This is a genomic window from Rhizobium sp. Root708 (assembly GCF_001429725.1).
In the GTDB taxonomy this organism is placed as follows: domain Bacteria; phylum Pseudomonadota; class Alphaproteobacteria; order Rhizobiales; family Rhizobiaceae; genus Rhizobium.
In genome coordinates this window covers 49,616-67,549 of record NZ_LMHV01000009.1, presented here as the reverse complement: position 1 = coordinate 67,549, position 17,934 = coordinate 49,616, and the positions used below count along the sequence as shown (strand labels likewise).

Below are 17,934 nucleotides of genomic sequence, written 5' to 3'. Positions count from 1 at the left end.
ACTCGGCTGACTGCCGGTAAACGTTGCCCGAAATCAGGCCGTTTTTAAAGGACGTGTGAAATGCCAAGCCTAGCCCCCGATTTGCCTGCGCGCCTTGCCCTCGCGCAGGCAATTGCCCGAGAAGCCGGCGCTGTCGCACTCGACTACTTCAATCGGAGAGACACCCTCGTCATCGAAACGAAGCGTGACCTGCAGGATGTCGTCTCCGTTGCCGATCGCGAGGTGGAAGAGTTGATCCGCGCTAGGATCCTGGCCACTTACGGCGACGATGGCATTCTTGGCGAAGAGTACGGCCTGCAGGTGGGTAGCTCCGGCTTTACCTGGGTTGTCGATCCGATCGATGGAACGAGCCCCTTCGTCAACGGCATGCCGAACTGGTGCATATCGATCGGCTTGCTGTATTCCGGCGTGCCGGTGGTCGGCGTCATTTTCGCGCCGTGCCACGATGAAATGTATGCGGGCGCACTCGACATGGGCGCCACGCTCAACGGCAAGAAGCTCACACTTGATCCGTCGCGCAACATTCGAAATGCCGTCACCGGGATCGGCGCGAACAGCCATGTGACACCCGCGATCGTCGCCAAGATCGTCGAGGATCTGCTCACCGCCGGCGGAAACTTTATTCGGAATGGCTCGGGCGCCCTGATGCTCGCCTATGTCGCAGCTGGACGCCTGGTCGGCTACTACGAACCTTACATGCACGCTTGGGACTGCCTCGCAGGCTACTGCCTCGTAAAGGAAGCAGGCGGCTGGTATCATTCATTTCCGACCGAGGGCGAAAAACTCACCAAGGGCGCACCGGTGATTGCCGCAGCACCCGGCGCCATCGACGACCTGAAGACAATCGCCGGCGTATAGCCTTATACGAATTGCGCACTTCCGGGCCATTCGTCCTGGCGGGCCAACGCGCGATGGGGTTCGAAGCGGCTGCCTGCAACATGGCTGATATTGGTCCGGCCCGTCGACGGCAGCGACGATCACGGGCGCGTCATCCATCCCCGAAGTTAACCGATCGTTAACCATATCCGTCGTTTACCATACCTAGCGACCCTCTAGGTCGTTGATTCGAAAGGCCTGCGCGAAATCTGTGTGGGTTGCTAGGAAGAACGATTGCGGTGGTCCAAACGATGCATCTGCTGAGATGGATAGCCCTTGCCGGGTTGGCCGGTTTTACAGCCGGCTGCACCTCGACAGGGAGCATTCGGCAGCCGAACATGCCGGAGACAATTACCAGCGAGAAAGCGCTAGCGCTGCCTCCGCCTGGCGGTCCTTCTATTGTCAATGTAGTTCAGCACACCCGCGGCAACGGTATTGAACAGACGATTTCATTGTTCACATCCTCCTCGGTGCCGGGCCAGAACTTCCTGAAGGTGCAGTTCCTTGGTGCAAGCGGCGAGAACCCGGGGACAGGAAGCGCGCCGTATCGGATGGTCAGCGAGAGCGGCCTTGCGCGCGAGATGGCAAGCTCGGTTCCGGGCGTGCGACTGGCGACATCGGCAACCTTCCTGCAGAACAGCTACGGGCCGTTCGGCTATGCGTCCGGAAAGAGCAGAACCGGGGATACATGCCTCTACGCCTGGCAGCAGGTTCGATCCAGCCGCTCGGCCCAGACGCAGGCCCGCAATTTCGGCATGATCCAGATCAGACTTCGGTTGTGCGATGCGCGCGCTTCCGAACGGCAGCTCCTCGGCATCGTCTATGGCTACACGATCGTCGGGACATTCAACGGTGAGATCTGGAATCCCTACGGCCTGACGCAAGGTTCGGATCCCACTATCGGCCGACCGGGGAGCCCGATTTATCCGGACGACGGCGGGTATCGCAACATGCCCATGTCGATCGGCTACGAACCGGCACCGGTGACGATAAGCAGAGGCCCGGTCAGACGCACCGCCGCCAATACCCCCAATGCAGCACCGGTGCTTCCGCAAGCCGTCGGTCCGCTTGTGCCGGGGCCTGACATGCCGCAAGCCGGTGCGATTGCCCCGGCACCGGTTCAACAACAAGCCATGACGGCAAGCGGAGTTACCGTGCCGTCGCCTGACTGCGTGGGTGATGCGGCAATGAGTGCCGCTTGCCGGAGATAGACGAGACTAAGCCGGCGACACAGGCGCCGGCTCCATGCTTTCGAAGGGACACCGATGCATAAAGCCCGAAGCATCTTGATATGGGCACTGGTTTCGCTCTGCGTGATCGTATTGATCACGCTGCCGGTGAACCTGCAAACGCAGCTGATCGCAAGCATAAGCGTGGTGGCCTGCATGGCCGTCATCAAGGGCCTCAACGGCGGCGGCACCTGGCGCCTGGTCGCGCTGGCCTTTGGCACGGCAATCGTCCTGCGATACGTCTACTGGCGCACCACCAACACTCTGCCCCCGATCAATCAGCTTGAGAACTTCATTCCCGGCCTTCTGCTCTACCTGGCGGAAATGTACAGCGTCGCGATGCTGGCGCTCAGCCTCTTCATCGTCGCGACACCCTTGCCTTCACGTCCTTCGCGCGCCGCAAAGCTTGAACGCTTTCCTCACGTCGACGTGTTCGTGCCGTCCTACAACGAAGATGCTCACCTCCTTGCCAACACGCTGTCTGCAGCCAAGGCAATGGATTATCCGGCTGATAAACTGCACGTATGGCTGCTCGACGATGGCGGGACGCTACAGAAGCGCAATTCCAACAAGCTGTTGGAGGCCCAGGCCGCGGTCGCCCGTCACAATGAATTGCGCCAGCTCTGCGAAGACATCGGCGTCAACTATCTGACTAGAGAGCGGAACGAGCACGCCAAGGCCGGGAATCTGAACAACGGGATGAAGCATTCATCCGGTGAACTCATTGCCGTATTCGATGCCGACCATGCGCCGGCACGTGATTTTCTGCTCGAGACGGTCGGCTACTTTGACGACGATCCGAAGCTTTTTCTGGTCCAGACGCCGCACTTCTTCATCAATCCCGACCCGCTCGAACGCAACCTGCGCACATTCGAGAAGATGCCGAGCGAGAACGAGATGTTCTACGGGATCATCCAGCGCGGCCTCGACAAATGGAACGCAGCGTTCTTCTGCGGGTCCGCGGCGGTCCTCAGCCGCAAGGCACTCGAATCGCAAAACGGCTTCAGCGGCATCAGCATCACCGAGGATTGCGAGACGGCTCTTGCCCTGCACGGCAGCGGCTGGAACAGCATCTACGTAGACAAGCCGCTGATTGCCGGGCTGCAGCCGGCGACGTTCGCAAGCTTTATCGGCCAGCGCAGCCGCTGGGCGCAGGGAATGATGCAGATCCTGCGTTTCCGTTTCCCGCTTCTGAAGCGCGGCCTGACGATCCCGCAGCGCCTTTGCTACATGTCGTCGACGCTTTTCTGGCTCTTCCCGTTCCCGCGCACGGTGTTTCTGTTCGCGCCGCTCTTCTACCTGTTCTTCGACCTGGAGATTTTCACCGCATCGGGCGGCGAATTCCTCGCCTACACGCTCGCCTACATGCTCGTGAACCTGATGATGCAGAACTACCTGTACGGTTCGTTCCGCTGGCCCTGGATTTCCGAGCTTTACGAATACGTCCAAACGGTTCACCTGCTGCCCGCTGTCATCTCGGTCATGCTCAATCCGCGCAAACCGACGTTCAAGGTGACCGCGAAGGACGAGTCGATCGCGGTCAGCCGCCTTTCCGAAATCAGCCGGCCATTCTTCGTGATCTTTGCCGTGCAGGTCATCGCTCTGGCAGTGACGATCTTCCGCATCTACACCGAGCCCTACAAGGCCGACGTTACGCTCGTCGTTGGTGGTTGGAACGTGATCAATCTGATCATGGCCGGTTGCGCGCTCGGCGTCGTGTCTGAACGCGGCGAACGCGCATCCTCCCGTCGTGTCCGGGTCAACCGGCGCTGCGAATTCGGGATCAACGGCAAATGGCATGCCGCTTCGATCGAGGACGTATCCGTGCACGGAGCTCGACTGCACGTCTTCGACAAGGAGCTCGATCAATCGATGGTCGGCATCGAAGGCGAAATCCGTTTCCAGCCCTACAGCGGCGCGGAAATGGAAACGCTGCCATTGGTGGTTCGCAACATCCAATCGTCAGATGGACTTCTGGCCGTCGGATGTCAGTACCTGCCGAAAAGCGCTCTTGACCACCGACTGATTGCCGATCTTATCTTCGCGAACTCGGCGCAGTGGACCCAGTTCCAGCAAGCCCGCCGCTACAATCCGGGCCTCATTCGCGGAACGATATGGTTCCTCGGTCTGTCGCTTTATCAGACCAGCCGCGGCCTTCTGTACTTCTTCCGCAGTCTGCGCCCGGAACGCGAGGAACAGCGCGAACTTGCAAAGGCGCAAGGCTGATGAAGCAACTCGCCTCCGCCGTCCTGCTTCTGGTTACGACCTGCACCGCCGTCGCCCTTGCTCAAACCACACCGTTCGATATGTCGGGTGAGCGCACGACGGCGCCGGCAGCGCCGCGTCTTACGCTGCCCGTTGTTCCGCCGACACCACAAGCGCCCGCCGTTGCGCCGGTTCCAGCAACACCAGCCCCAAGCGCTCCAGCACAGGTAGAGGCGCCCAAACCAAGCATTGTTCCCCCCTTCTCGGCGGCTCCTGCTCCAGCGACCGATACCCCCCCGGCGATCATACCCGTAACACCGGTCGTTCCCAGCCAGCCGGCTCCGATGCAGCCCGCGCAAGCTCCGCAAGGCGCGCCGTCGGCACCTGCTACGACCACAGCCGCCGCTCAACCGGGTCAGCCCCCACAGGGCGGGGTGTTGCGCTACCTCATTCCCTCGGCCAAGCTAGGCTTTGACGGCGAATATGATCGGAAGTCCTGGTCCATCTATCTCACGCCCGAACAGGCCGCCGCTCCGGCGAAGTTCAACTTCGCCTACCAGAACGCGATCGTGGTTGCGCCTGAGGCATCCGAATTCACAGTCCTCCTCAACAACCGCGTGATCGGCCAACAGCAGGTCGGTTCGCCGGATGGCCAGTCGAATGTGACGTTCGATGTCCCGCCACGGCTGCTGCAACCCGGCGCCAATCTCCTGACGTTCGAGGCGACGCATCGCCACCGCACGGATTGCACCGTGCAGTCGACTTACGAGCTCTGGTCCGACATCGACCCCTCGAAGACCTACCTGAGCTTTGCGGGTGAGGAAGCCGCAAGGCTCTCCAGCACCGACGCCATCCGAGCGATCGGCGTCGATGGCACCGGAAAGACCGAGTTCAATTTCGTCGTACCGGCACTGGAGCAACCGGGAACAACCAAGCCACTGCTGCGGCTCGTGCAGGGCATTGCCGTCTTGAGCGGCATGCCCAATGAGACATTCTCGTTCAGCACCGGAACGCTGCCGCAATCCGGCCCGGGCAAGATGACCGTTCTGGTCGGCACTCCGGCGGAATTGCAGCCTGTCTTCGCCGTGCCAGTGGCAGCCCAGGCGGCTCCCATGGCGACGTTTGCCACCGACCCACGCACCGGAGCACCGGTGCTTCTGGTCACCGGACCTTCGTGGCCATCGATCTCCTCCGCCATCGAAACGATCGTTGCAACGACGGACCGCGCACCGAGCGTCCGGCGCGACGTGGTGGCAACCCAGCGCTGGACCGCACCCGACGCACCGCTCGTCTTCTCCGACAAGACGATCGCCCTTTCGCAATTGGGCGTGAAGTCGAGTGAATTTTCCGGCAGGCGTTTCCGGACCAGCTTCAATGTCGCTGTCCCCGCGGATTTTTACGCCAATGCCTATGGCGAGGCGACAGTTCTGCTCGATGCCGCCTATACGCAGACCGTGCAGCCCGGCAGCCATGTGGATATCTACGTAAACGGCAATATCGCCTCGACGCTGCCGATCACCGCGTCGGGCGGCGGCATCTTCCGGCATCTGCCGATCCGGGTCACGATGCGGCACTTCAAGCCAGGACTGAACACCCTGTCATTGGAAGCCATTTTGCTCACCAAGGAAGACGACATTTGCGTACCCGGCACGACAGCCGGTAGCGGGCCGCGATTTGCGCTGTTCGATACAAGCGAACTTCATATTCCTGACTTCGCGCGCGTTGGGCAGCGCCCCAATCTTGCAGCCTTTGCAGGCACCGGCTACCCCTACGGTCGCGCCACGCAGGCGATCCCGCTGTTCATCGATCGCGTCGATCCCGACACACTGTCTGCAACAGCAACCATTCTTGCGCAGATGGCGATCGTCGCCGGCCGCCCGATTGAAGTCGAGCCCGCGGCGTCTCCCGGTGCCATCGGCGAACGTGACGCCATTTTCGTCGGTTCGATCTCGCAAATGCCGCCAGCGGTGCTCACGCAGATGAACATCGCAACGACCAGCCAGGCAGGCTGGCGCCCGCTTGCCGCCACCCAGACGACGCAGACGGAAACCACCGTCATGTTCGACGAATGGCGCTCCAAGGTCAGCGGCGGTGTCTGGCGCGGCCAGATCACCTCGTTCCAGGAGTGGCTGCGACGCAATTTCGATATGTCCCTCAGCTCCCTGCAGTTCGTGCCCGGCGCCGAGGACCAGTTCTCACCTTCGAACAGCAACAGCTTCATGGTTGCCCAGGGACGCAGCGCCACCGGCGACGCGACCTGGACCGTTGTAACGGCACCATCGGCAAAGGACCTCCGCGACGGCGCCAACGCGATCACGGCTCAGGCGCGCTGGCCACAGATCGCAGGTCACATCACCACCTACTCGGCGAGCACCGGCAAAATCGACAGCGTGCCCGTCAGCCGCTTCGACTTTGTCACCTCGGACCAATGGAGCCTCGCGAACTATCGCTTGATCGCAGCCAACTGGCTTTCAACCAACATTCTCTCCTACGTATTCCTGCTGGTTGCCCTGGCCCTGCTGATCGGGGTCACCACGGCAAGCATGCTGGGGCGGCTGGGCAGAAAGCAATGAGGGTGCTGCAAAGCTTCATCCTTGCGCTCTGCATGGGGCTGTTCTGCGTTTGCGCGCCGGCCTCGGCGCAGAGCCCGACCATCCCTGCGCAGGCATGGGAGGCTTACAAGGCCAAGTTCCTCGATGCCAGCGGCCGGATCATCGATAATGCCAATGGCGGTATCAGCCACAGCGAGGGACAGGGCTATGGGCTCCTTCTTGCCTACCTTGCCAACAACCCCTCCGACTTCGAGCAGATCTGGTACTTCACGCGGACGGAACTGCTTCTGCGAGATGACGGACTTGCGGTGTGGAAATGGGATCCGACCGTAACGCCGCACGTCACAGACACCAACAACGCGTCCGACGGCGACATCCTGATTGCCTATGCACTGGCGATGGCGGGTTCATCCTGGCGCAAACAGAACTACCTGACAGCCGCAACCAAGATCGCAGAAGCGCTCCTGTCCAACGTCGTCGTAAAGTCTGGCGGGCGCACAATTCTATTGCCCGGTGCCGAGGGGTTCATGGCTCCCGGCCGCAAGGATGGGCCGGTCGTCAACCCATCTTACCTCATCTTCGAGGCCATTCCCGTCATGGCCGTTCTCGCTCCTTCGGACGCTTGGCAGACATTGACGGACGACGGCATGGCGCTCTTGCGTGACATGCAATTCGGGCCGCGGAAGCTCCCGGCCGACTGGGTTAGCCTGAACCGCCATCCGCAGCCCGCAGAAGGCTTCGATCCAGAGTTTGGCTACAACGCCATTCGCATTCCGCTTTATCTGGCCCGTGCCGGTGTGACCGACAAGGCGCTGCTCAATCGCCTTACAACCGGAATGACGGCAGGCGACGGAGCACCGGCGACATTCGACCTGCCGAGCGGTCGCCCGAAGCAATCGCTGCCGGACCCCGGTTATCGAATTGTTAACGATGTTGTGGCCTGTGTAACCCGTGGGACAAAGATTCCTGCGTCGTCCCGGCAGTTTGCGCCGTCGCTGTATTATCCATCCACGCTTCAGCTCCTCGGGCTGGCTTTCGTCGGGGAGAAACATCCGGAGTGTCTGTGAGATCCTCTTTCATAGCAGTTGGTGTTGCTGTCGTTGTGGCCGGTCTGGTCACCGCGCTGAAGGATCGCGTTGCGATCCAGGAAGCGCTTGGCCTGGCGACGCCAGGACGGTCGGCACCGCAGCTGATGTTGATGGGGCGCATCACCGGTCCCGAGACACCTTCGCAGAATTCTCCCCGCGATCTCGACCTCGTTGCCGATCAGATCCAGGCGGCGGCTGGCACCGCTCCTCCATCCACGCCTGCTGCGCCGCCGGCTGCTCCGGAACCGATGAACGACGTCGCCCAGGCGGCGCCCTCGACTCCGGCACCGGCAGCGACGCCAGCGCCCACTCAGGCAGCGCCGCCAACCCAGGCCGCCAATCAGCCGAAGGTCGACGAAAGCGCGCTTCGCTATTTCGCCAGCCGTGGCGACAAGGCTCGTCTTCAAGCAGAAATCTCGCGCCTCCAGGCTCTCTACCCGAACTGGGTGCCGCCTGCCGACCCGTTGGCGGTTCCGCAAAGCGGCGACAAACAGCTTGAGACCATGTGGAGCCTCTACTCGGAGGGCCGCTATGCCGAACTGAGAAAAGCAATCACCGACCGACAGACGGTGGAGGCTGGCTGGCAACCGCCCGCGGATCTTCTTGACAGATTGGATGTCGCTGAAGCCCGCGCTCGGCTCGTCAACGCCTCTGATCTCAAGCAATATGCCACGGTTGTCGATATCGGTGCGAACACCCCAAGCCTTCTCACCTGCAGCGACATCGACATCCTCTGGCGCGTTGCCGAGGCTTTCGTGCGCACGAACCGTGCCCACCGCGGACAGGATGCCTACGGCTATATTCTGAAGAGCTGCACCAATCCGCAAGAGCGGTTGGCGACCGTACAAAAGGCATCTGCTCTCTTGCCTTATGGCGCCATTCAGCCCCTCCTCGCGCTTGAGCGGCCCGACGGAAACGGCGGTCGCGAGTTCGACAGCATCCGCAACGACCTGGCGCGAACCTTCGTTGCAGCCGGAAACGCGGATGCCAATCTCGCGGTTGCTCCCGAATACATTTCAGTGGTCGAGAAGCTTGCGGCGGCGCAGGGGCTGGTGTCCGACAACCTCCTGCTTGGCTGGTATCAGGTGCGGCGTGAAAACTACGCGGACGCGGAAAAATGGTTCCGCGCGGCACGCAGCAAGGAAGACTCGGCAAGTGCCTCACAGGGCCTTGCCTTGGCGTTGATAGCCGAGAAAAAGCCACAGGAAGCCGAGGATGTCATGTTCAAGTGGCACGACGATTCCGACGATGCGAAGGCAACCTATCTCGCCGCGACGGCCAACTTGATGGCGCTTCAACCGCCCGCAAATCTGAGCGAGACCGTCCTCGGTCGTATCGCGACGGTCGTGATAGCTGAGAAATACGTTCCAACCGCCCAGCAGTTCGGCTGGTACGCGCGTACCCTCAATCAACCGCAGACGGCTGCGCGCTGGTTCGACACTGCCCTGCGCTGGAAGGCCGACGACGAACCCTCCGCCTACGGATTGGCGATCACCCTCGAGCAACTGAACGACCGGAAGGGCGTGCAGGACGTGCAGCGCCTTTGGGCGGGACGATCGGAACGGATTGCCCACCTCGGCGATACGTCTTCGCTGACCCCACCGGCCCAGATCGCAGCGCCGGTTCCGGCAGGCGTACAGCCGGTATCACAGTCGCCGGCGTCTCCGCTCGCAGCCCAACCACGGACAACGACGGCGCCGGCTTCGACCGTTGATGTCGCGCAGGCACCGACCATGGCGAGACCCGCCATGCGAACAGTGGCCGTCCAACGAGGCGGCAGGACAGCGCGTGGCTGCTCGACGACCGTCGACGCTCGTCTGCTCGATCCTGGCAGCGCGTTGACGCGTGGATGGTGCCTCATGGACCTCAACCGCCCGATGGAAGCCGTCGAAGCTTTCGAGGCGGCCCTTGCGAGCCCGACGCGGAAGGCGCGGGAAGACGCGGCCTACGGCCAGAGCCTTGCCTATCTGAGAGCGGGGCTGTCCAACAACGCCGCAGTCGCCGCGACCAAGGCTCCCCAGAGCCGCCAGCGCGCCGCTGAGCTTCAGGTCGCTATTCTCTCCGACCGGGCATTGTCCGCATACGGCGCAAAGCGCTATCGCGAGACCCTCGTCTATCTGGACCAGCGCGCGCAATTGCAGCAGGAGCGGATCGACCTGATGGTGCTGCGCGGGTACTGCTATCTCAATCTGCAAATGTATGGCGATGCCGAGCGCATCTTCAACGCGGCTGCCGCGACAGGCAACAAGGATGGCTATCGCGGCTTGGCCGATCTGAAGGCCGCCACGCATCCCGATACGGTTGATTGACGAGCGAACAGAATTTCCGCCACAGTTTGACACGTCGCACAATCCGCCCAACTAATGGACTGGATGGCACGGCCAGACATAATCGGGATGGAAATCATGCATCTGAAAGACACAAGCCTTTTTCGGGAAGCAGCTCTTGTCGGCGGCGAGTGGATCGAAGCCGATCCGAAGAACGCCATCGGGGTCAACAATCCGGCGACGGGCGAAATCATCGGCCGCGTCCCGAAGCTTGGCACCGCCGAGACAAAGGCGGCCATCGATGCCGCAAGCGTCGCGCAAAAGGCTTGGGCCGCACGGACCGCCAAGGAGCGTTCGGCCATTCTCCGCAAGTGGTTCGAATTGATGGTCGAGAACAAGGATGATCTCGGCCGCATCCTGACCCTTGAGCAAGGCAAGCCACTCGCCGAAGCGGCCGGTGAAATTGTCTACGGTGCAAGTTTCATCGAATGGTTCGCCGAGGAGGGACGGCGCATCTATGGCGACCTGATCCCCGGGCATCAGCCGGACAAGCGCATCATGGTGATGAAACAGCCGATCGGCGTTGTGGCGGCAATCACGCCCTGGAATTTCCCCAACGCGATGATCACGCGAAAAGCCGGTCCGGCGTTTGCAGCCGGTTGCGCGATGGTCCTGAAGCCAGCCAGCCAGACGCCGTTCTCGGCAATCGCAATTGCCGTTCTGGCCGAGCGCGCCGGACTGCCGAAGGGACTGTTCTCAGTCGTGACCGGCTCCGCGCGCGAGATCGGCGCGGAGATGACGGCCAATCCGACCGTCCGCAAACTGACGTTTACCGGGTCGACGGAAGTGGGTGCGGAACTCTATAAGCAGAGTGCACCGACCATCAAGAAGCTCGGCCTCGAGCTCGGCGGCAACGCCCCCTTTATCGTCTTTGATGATGCCGACCTCGATGCCGCCGTCGAGGGCGCTCTTATCGCGAAATACCGCAACAACGGCCAGACCTGCGTTTGCGCCAATCGCCTCTACGTCCAGGACGGCGTCTACGAGGCATTTGCCGAGAAGCTTGCGGCGGCCGTTGGGAAACTGAAGACGGGCAACGGCTTCGACGACGGTGTTGTTCTCGGACCGTTGATCGACAAGCCGGCGCTCGAAAAGGTCGAAGAGCATGTCTTCGATGCCGTCGCCAAGGGTGCCAAGGTCGTCGTCGGCGGCAAGCGCCATCCGCTTGGTGGCACTTTCTACGAGGCGACCGTGCTTGCAGGCGTAACCAAGGATATGGCCGTTGCCCGCGAAGAGACTTTCGGTCCGGTGGCACCGCTCTTCCGGTTCAAGGACGAGGCTGATGTCATCGCACAGGCCAACGACACCGAGTTTGGTCTGGCGTCCTATTTCTATGCAAAGGATCTCGCCCGCGTGTTCCGCGTCGCCGAGGCGCTTGAATATGGAATGGTCGGCGTCAACACGGGGCTGATTTCGACCGCCGAAGCGCCGTTCGGCGGCGTCAAGCTGTCAGGCCTCGGACGCGAAGGCTCCAGGTACGGCATCGAGGAATTCACCGAGATAAAGTACGTCTGCCTTGGCGGCATTGCCTAACCGAACAAACGGAAATGCCCGCCGCGAGACCAGCGGCGGGCATCGGCTCCTAGGCTCGGGAGAGAGTTGAGCCTCAGATGTTGGCGAGCAGATCGTTGATACGCTGCTCCATGTCGGTAAGCGCGGCGTCGACCTCTTTCTGGCCGGTGATCGCAGCACTCATTTCCTGGCCGATGATGTCCTGAATTGCGAACTGGCGCTGGACGGTGGACGGCAGTGGCGTTCCAAGCGTTGCGATCGCCGAGATCGTGTCACGATGCGGCAGAGCCTTGAACTGTTCGGAATCCAGCACCGCCTTGACAGCCGGAAGGTGGCCGGTCCGCGACCAGTCGAAGTCGTTGTCATGGAAGAACTTCAGGAACTTGCCGATTGCGGCGGTCTGTTCTTCGTTCCGGTCCTTCTGCGACACTGCCCAGCTATGACCGTCGGCATACTGCGACTTCTTGCCCGGGAAGAGCTGCGGATAGGGATAGACGGCGTAACCGCCGGCGTTGAGAGCCGTACCTGCCTTCTCGGAGGATGCCGTGTAGTCGCCGATCACCCAGGTACCGTTCAGATGAACGCCGCCTTCGCCTGCGAGGAAGGCGTTGATGCCAGCCGCGTAGTCGAGATCCTTGGTCGTGTAGCCGTTGTCGTAGATCGCCTTATACATCTCGACGACCTTCTTGGCCTCGGGCGTGTTGATCTTGACCTGCTTCGGATCGGCAAAGAAGTTCGAGTCCTGCTGGAACAGGTAGGTATAGAGATTACGGGTGTAGAGAGCGACTTCGTTGGCGAGGTTCTGAACGAAGTACGGCTTGCCGGTCTTCTCCTTGAACTGCTTGGCCTGCGCCAGGAGTTCGTCGACGCTGGTCGGGAGCTTCGGCGTGCCGTCGGCATTGAGCAGATCGGCCTTTTTGAAGAGGTCCAGGTTGATGTGATACAACATGGTCCAGTTGTCGATCGGAAGGCCGTAGACCTTGCCGTCCTTGGTCACGCCGTTCAGGCTGGCATCCGTGAAGTCGGAAGACGCAACACCAACGGACTTCAGGACGTCATCCAGCGGCATTATCAGGCCCTTGGACTGGTAGTCGGCAAGGACGGACTGGTGGATGGTGACGATATCTGGCGGGTCGCCGGCAGCAAACTGAGCCGTCAACTGGTCGTATCCCGGCCATTCGACGGTCGTCACGGTCACATGAACATCCGGATTGTCGGCGTTGAACTTGTTGATCAGCGACGTGATGATGCCGCACTCGCCGACCGCCTTGGTGACATCGGTGTTGGTGCCCCAGTCTGCATCGCAGGCGCCGAAGAAGCGCTGCACGGTCAGCTCGGTGGCGGCAAAAGCCGGGCTTGCACCCGCAAGCGCGATGACCGAAGCCGCCACCAGCATGTATTTTCTGAAATTAAGCGTCATTTCCATCTCCTCCACAATGGGTCTTCGACCCTTGGCTTCAAGCCCCCTCCCCGGGAGCAGGTTGATCGCGGGACAGGCGTCAGCGCACGGCGGCGCCCGATACTGCCGTCACGATGTATTTCTGGAAAAACAGGTAGAGTATGAGGATCGGCGCACCGGCGAAAACCGCTTGCGACATCAGGAAGCCGAGGCCCTCCGATTGCGCGAAGTTTGTCTGTGTCGAGGCTATGCCGATCGTCAGTGTGTACATTTCCTTCTTGGTGCCCGAGATCAACGGCCAGAAGTAGTCGTTCCAGGCACCAAGGAAGGTGAAGATCCCGAGCGTTGCCTGCGCGGGCACCGTCAACGGCAGCAGGACCTTCCAGAAGATCTTGAAGCGGCTGGCATTGTCCAGCAGCGCCGCCTCGTCGAGCTCCTTCGGAATGGCGCGGAAGTATTGCGTCATCAGAAACACGCCGAACGGTGCCGACAACCCCGGCAGGATCAGACCGTGATAGGTGTTGTGAAACTTCAGCCAGCTGAAGATCTGATGGCGGGCGATGAGCACCGCCTGTTCCGGAATGGCAAGCCCGAGCAACACGATAATGAACAGCGTGTTGCGGAACGGAAAGTTCAGGCGAGCAAAGCCGTAGCCTGCAAGCGATGCCAGGATCAGCGTGAAGAGCGTCAATCCGCCGGCGACAACAATGCTGTTCAAGATCCAACGGAACACCGACGATGTGGCCAGGATATTGACGTAGTTGGTGATCGTGTAGGGCGCGTGGAAGACGGAGTTCATATCCGCCATCAGTTCCTTGTTGTCCTTGAGGGACAGCCCAATCACCCAGAGCACCGGCGCCATCATGATCACTGCGCAGACAACGGCCAGGATAAGGATCACGCGATCGCCGGTCGAACGACCGACCATATTTCCACCGGATACTGCGCTCATCCTTCTTCTCCTTTGCGGCGCGAGATGAAGTACTGCGCCATCGCAGCAATCAGGATCAGTATGAAGAGCACTTCGGATGCAGCAGCACCGAGACCGAGGTCCCACTTGGTGAAGGCGGCTTCGTAGATGTAGAGCACGATCGGTTTCGAGACGTTGTTCGGTCCGCCGAGCGTCATCAGTTTCGCCTGCCCGAAGAGCTGGAACTGAAGCACCACCTGAATGATCAGGACGAGAAAAAAGGTGCGTCTGATCGAAGGCAGCGTAATGGACCAGAGGGTGCGCCAGCGGCTGGCATTGTCGAGCGCGGCGGCCTCATAGATCTCGGCAGGAACCTGCTGAAGCGCCGACAGAAACAGCATCATCGGCAAACCGATGCACCACCAGACAGTCGCAATCGCGATCCCGATCATCGCAAGGTTCGGATTGGAGAGAAAGGCAGGTGCCGGCACGCCAAACCATCCGTAAATCGTTGCCAGCAGGCCGAAATTGCCGATGAAAACGATGCGCCAGATGAGCGTTACGATGGTGACCGACAGCACCGACGACGAGAAGTAAACCGCTCTCAGCGCCGCCGCCATCTTTGTCTTGCGATTGAGCGCAAGAGCCAGCAACAGGCCGATTATGGCAAGTGTGGGAACCGTCAGCAGCACGAAATAGAACGTGTTGCCGACCGCCTGGATAAAGATCTTGTCCTTGAACAGCCTGACGTAGTTGTCGAGACCGACAAACCGCCCGGCACCGAAGGCATCGGCCTTGTGGAGGCTGAGCCACATGCCCCATAACAGGGGCACGATCAGAAGCGTGACGAAAAAGAAGAGATAGGGAGCAACGAACAGGGCATTGCGCCAGAGCGGTGCATTGATGTCCTGAACCTTTTGCCGGGCGGCCACCGTGGCCGCAGAGGGAGCCGACGAGAGAGTGGCCTCAGCCATGACCGCCCTCCTCGTTATGCCAGGCGTTGCCAGCCGTATCGAAAAGATGCGTGCGCGAACCATCGAGCGTCAGTGCGACCTCGTCACCGATAGCAACCCGGCTGTTGCCGATGTCTTCGGCGACGACGACGGTTCCATCCTTGAGGCTGGTATAGAGAAGCGTACGGTCTCCGAGCCGTTCGAGCACGTCAACCTTGCCTGTCGTCGTGGCAGGCACGCCGTTGGCAAGCTTGACCGCCTCGGCGCGGATGCCGAGCGCGAATTCGCCCGCCTTTGGACCGCTCGACCGGATCGCCGTCTGCAACTCGGTTCCATCCGGCAGCTTGGCGCGCAGGAAGCCGTTTTCTTCCGTGAGGCCGACATTCAGGAAATTCATCGTCGGCGAGCCGACGAAAGTCGCGACAAAGCGGCTTGCCGGTCGCGAATAGATCTCCATCGGCGTACCGATCTGCTCGATCTTTCGATTGTTCATGACGACGATACGATCGGCCAGTGTCATCGCTTCGATCTGGTCGTGGGTGACGAAAATCATCGTCGATCGTACTCGGTTGCGCAGCTGCGCAAGTTCGACGCGGGTGCGGACACGCAGCGCCGCATCCAGGTTCGAGAGCGGCTCGTCGAACAGGAAGGCTTTCGGCTCCTTCACAATCGCCCGGCCGATGGCAACGCGCTGGCGCTGCCCCCCGGAAAGCTGACCGGGTTTGCGCTCCAGCAAATGCCCGATCTCGAGCATACGGGCCGCCTCCGCGACGCGTGAAGAAATCACGTCCGGGGAAACGCTGATGTTGCGCAGTCCGAAGGCCATGTTGTCGGCCACCGTCATGTGCGGATAAAGCGCATAGGACTGGAAGACCATGGCGATATCGCGCTGACCGGGAGGGAGCGTGTCGATCCGCTCCCCGTTGATCGAAATCGTGCCTTCATCGACACTTTCCAATCCGGCGATCATGCGCAAAAGCGTGGACTTGCCGCAGCCCGAAGGCCCAAGGAAGACCATGAACTCGTTTGCCTTGATCGACAGCGACAGTCCATCAAGGACAGTCATCGAGCCGTAACGCTTGGTAACATTCTGGATTTCGATATTCGCGGTCATTCGACTGCTCCTCGATTGCAGTCAGAACCCGAAATGCCGATACAGACTAGCAGCTGGCATGCTTCCGCCGGGGAAGCGCTCGCCTTTGAAAGCGAGCCCTCCACGGTCGGTGATAGTGCCAAAACAGAAGCTATTGCTTCCATCCGTTCCTCCCAGTGGCACGTCAAAACCTGTGCGCTGACGTTAAATCATACAATTAACTTGTCAACATATCTTTCGATATGTATCTAATTTTCTGATTTACTTAAGCTTGCAGTCGGATCATCCGATAAGAGAGCGGAGCGATCTTGGCGTTGAGCTTGCCGTCGACGAAGCTGGTGCCGAGAACGGCCTTGGGTACAACGTTGTCAGGCTTTTCGGCCGTATTGGTGATGTTGAGATCGCTGTGAGCGACAACCTGGTCGTCGATGACGCGCAGAGCGCCAAACTCGAGAAGGCTTGCATCGAGATCGAGCGCTTCGGTACCGTGGCGGTTAACGATGAAGAACGTCACCGTCTTCTTCTCCGCATCATGCACAGCGGAGACGTCGAGGTACGGAACATCACCCAGCTCTTCCACCTTGTAGGTCGGACTATCGACCATTAGCTTCAGCGCGGTGCCGCGGCCGTAAACCGATGCGAAGTAGTAGGGGTAGAAGATCGTCTGACGCCATGCGGGACCACCCGGAACCGTCATGATCGGCGCGATGACGTTGATGAGCTGCGCCAGGCAGGCAATTTTCACGACATCGGCGCGATTGATGAAGGTGTTGAGAATGCAACCGACCTGCAGCACATCCTCGAAATTGTAGTCGTCCTCCAGCAGAGCCGGGGCATGCGGCCAGCCGTTGGCACCGGCAAGCGTCGCCTTGTCACGTTCCTTGGAGTGATACCAGACGTTCCACTCGTCAAACGAGATATAGACATCCTTCGAGGACCGCTTCTTCGCCTTGACGTAGTCGATGACGCCAGCAACCGTGCCGATGTAGTTGTCGAGCTCGACGCTACGAGCGAGATAGTTGGCCGTGTCCTTGGCGCGGTTCTCGAAATACATATGCAGCGAGATGTAGTCGACCTCGTTGTAGGTGTGATCAAGAACGGTGGCCTCCCACTCCGGGTAGGTCGGCATATGCGCGTTCGACGAACCACAGACCACGAGCTCGAGCGAGCTGTCGAAAGCGCGCATCGCCTTCGCCGTCTCGTGCGCAAGACGGCCATATTCGTCCGCGGTCTTGTGGCCGATCTGCCAGGGGCCATCCATTTCGTTGCCGAGGCACCAGAGCTTGACGTCCCAAGGCTCCTTGCGGCCGTTGGCAATGCGCTTGTCGCTCCACTCGCTGCCGCCGGAATGATTGACGTATTCGAGGAAGTTGCGCGCCTCGTCGAGGCCGCGCGAGCCGAGGTTGACGGCCAGCATCATCTCGGTGTTGGCCGATACGCACCAGTCGGCGAATTCATGAATACCGACCTGGTTGCTCTCCGACGTATGCCAGGCGAGATCGAGCCGCGTCGGACGGCTTTCCTTCGGGCCGATACCGTCTTCCCAATTGTAGGCTGACACAAAGTTGCCGCCGGGATAGCGCACCATAGGAACATTGAGTTCCTTGACCAACTCGATGACATCCTTGCGCATGCCGTTTTCATCTGCGGTCGCGTGGTCGGGTTCGTAGATCCCGGTATAAACAGCACGACCAAGATGCTCGATGAACGAGCCGTAAAGGCGCGGATCGATGTCCGAGATGGTGTATTTGCTGTGCGCCGTGACCGCAGCCTTCATGGTATCCTCCCAC

12 protein-coding genes are annotated in these 17,934 nt (G+C 60.6%); 7 read left to right on the top strand and 5 right to left on the bottom strand.

Annotation, left to right across the window (positions count from 1 at the left end; genetic code table 11):
- The first annotated feature begins 60 nt into the window (after window positions 1–60).
- The 7 genes from ASE04_RS09000 to gabD all read left to right on the top strand — a co-directional run bounded on the left by ASE04_RS09000 (window position 61) and on the right by gabD (window position 11,810).
- Entirely contained in the window at window positions 61–858 is a 798-nt protein-coding gene (locus ASE04_RS09000) for an inositol monophosphatase family protein (RefSeq protein ID WP_056815331.1), read from the top strand.
- A gap of 269 nt (window positions 859–1,127) precedes the next feature.
- Window positions 1,128–2,087, top strand: coding sequence for a cellulose biosynthesis protein BcsN (bcsN, locus tag ASE04_RS08995; RefSeq protein WP_056815324.1), 960 nt, complete (start codon window positions 1,128–1,130; stop codon window positions 2,085–2,087).
- A gap of 54 nt (window positions 2,088–2,141) precedes the next feature.
- Window positions 2,142–4,331, top strand: a complete 2,190-nt coding sequence (bcsA, locus tag ASE04_RS08990; RefSeq protein ID WP_056815320.1) for a UDP-forming cellulose synthase catalytic subunit — start codon at window positions 2,142–2,144, stop codon at window positions 4,329–4,331.
- The gene (locus ASE04_RS08985; RefSeq protein ID WP_056815315.1) at window positions 4,331–6,883 is read left to right on the top strand and encodes a cellulose biosynthesis cyclic di-GMP-binding regulatory protein BcsB; all 2,553 of its coding nucleotides are present in this window, start codon (window positions 4,331–4,333) and stop codon (window positions 6,881–6,883) included. Before bcsA ends, ASE04_RS08985 begins: the two co-directional genes overlap by 1 nt.
- Window positions 6,880–7,929 (top strand): glycosyl hydrolase family 8, encoded by a 1,050-nt coding sequence (locus tag ASE04_RS08980; protein WP_056815309.1) that lies wholly within the window; start codon window positions 6,880–6,882, stop codon window positions 7,927–7,929. Before ASE04_RS08985 ends, ASE04_RS08980 begins: the two co-directional genes overlap by 4 nt.
- Window positions 7,926–10,259: a hypothetical protein gene (locus ASE04_RS08975; protein WP_056815306.1), complete on the top strand. Its 2,334-nt coding sequence runs from the start codon at window positions 7,926–7,928 to the stop codon at window positions 10,257–10,259. Before ASE04_RS08980 ends, ASE04_RS08975 begins: the two co-directional genes overlap by 4 nt.
- Before the next feature lie 96 nt (window positions 10,260–10,355).
- Window positions 10,356–11,810 (top strand): NADP-dependent succinate-semialdehyde dehydrogenase, encoded by a 1,455-nt coding sequence (gene gabD / locus ASE04_RS08970; protein ID WP_056815656.1) that lies wholly within the window; start codon window positions 10,356–10,358, stop codon window positions 11,808–11,810.
- A 73-nt stretch (window positions 11,811–11,883) separates the two neighbouring features.
- On the opposite strand, the gene ASE04_RS08965 is transcribed toward gabD, so the two are convergent.
- The 5 genes from ASE04_RS08965 to arfA all read right to left on the bottom strand — a co-directional run bounded on the left by ASE04_RS08965 (window position 11,884) and on the right by arfA (window position 17,921).
- Window positions 11,884–13,209, bottom strand: a complete 1,326-nt coding sequence (locus ASE04_RS08965; RefSeq protein ID WP_056815653.1) for an ABC transporter substrate-binding protein — start codon at window positions 13,207–13,209, stop codon at window positions 11,884–11,886.
- A gap of 79 nt (window positions 13,210–13,288) precedes the next feature.
- Window positions 13,289–14,140: a carbohydrate ABC transporter permease gene (locus ASE04_RS08960; RefSeq protein ID WP_056815304.1), complete on the bottom strand. Its 852-nt coding sequence runs from the start codon at window positions 14,138–14,140 to the stop codon at window positions 13,289–13,291.
- Entirely contained in the window at window positions 14,137–15,072 is a 936-nt protein-coding gene (locus tag ASE04_RS08955) for a carbohydrate ABC transporter permease (RefSeq protein WP_056815301.1), read from the bottom strand. The genes ASE04_RS08960 and ASE04_RS08955 overlap by 4 nt, the downstream gene beginning before the upstream one ends.
- A complete protein-coding gene (locus tag ASE04_RS08950) occupies window positions 15,065–16,165 on the bottom strand; it encodes an ABC transporter ATP-binding protein (RefSeq protein WP_056815299.1) in 1,101 nt (366 codons plus the stop codon). Before ASE04_RS08950 ends, ASE04_RS08955 begins: the two co-directional genes overlap by 8 nt.
- Window positions 16,166–16,409: 244 nt before the next feature.
- Entirely contained in the window at window positions 16,410–17,921 is a 1,512-nt protein-coding gene (gene arfA / locus ASE04_RS08945) for an arabinosylfuranosidase ArfA (protein WP_056815297.1), read from the bottom strand.
- Between the last annotated feature and the right edge of the window lie 13 nt (window positions 17,922–17,934).

Coding starts and splice junctions, on each gene's coding strand:
- ASE04_RS08980 (WP_056815309.1), top strand. CDS start 6,880: ATGAGGGTGCTGCAAAGCTTCATCCTTGCGCTCTGCATGGGGCTGTTC.
- ASE04_RS08960 (WP_056815304.1), bottom strand. CDS start 14,140: ATGAGCGCAGTATCCGGTGGAAATATGGTCGGTCGTTCGACCGGCGAT.
- ASE04_RS08985 (WP_056815315.1), top strand. CDS start 4,331: ATGAAGCAACTCGCCTCCGCCGTCCTGCTTCTGGTTACGACCTGCACC.
- bcsA (WP_056815320.1), top strand. CDS start 2,142: ATGCATAAAGCCCGAAGCATCTTGATATGGGCACTGGTTTCGCTCTGC.
- bcsN (WP_056815324.1), top strand. CDS start 1,128: ATGCATCTGCTGAGATGGATAGCCCTTGCCGGGTTGGCCGGTTTTACA.
- ASE04_RS08955 (WP_056815301.1), bottom strand. CDS start 15,072: ATGGCTGAGGCCACTCTCTCGTCGGCTCCCTCTGCGGCCACGGTGGCC.
- arfA (WP_056815297.1), bottom strand. CDS start 17,921: ATGAAGGCTGCGGTCACGGCGCACAGCAAATACACCATCTCGGACATC.
- ASE04_RS09000 (WP_056815331.1), top strand. CDS start 61: ATGCCAAGCCTAGCCCCCGATTTGCCTGCGCGCCTTGCCCTCGCGCAG.
- ASE04_RS08965 (WP_056815653.1), bottom strand. CDS start 13,209: ATGACGCTTAATTTCAGAAAATACATGCTGGTGGCGGCTTCGGTCATC.
- ASE04_RS08950 (WP_056815299.1), bottom strand. CDS start 16,165: ATGACCGCGAATATCGAAATCCAGAATGTTACCAAGCGTTACGGCTCG.
- gabD (WP_056815656.1), top strand. CDS start 10,356: ATGCATCTGAAAGACACAAGCCTTTTTCGGGAAGCAGCTCTTGTCGGC.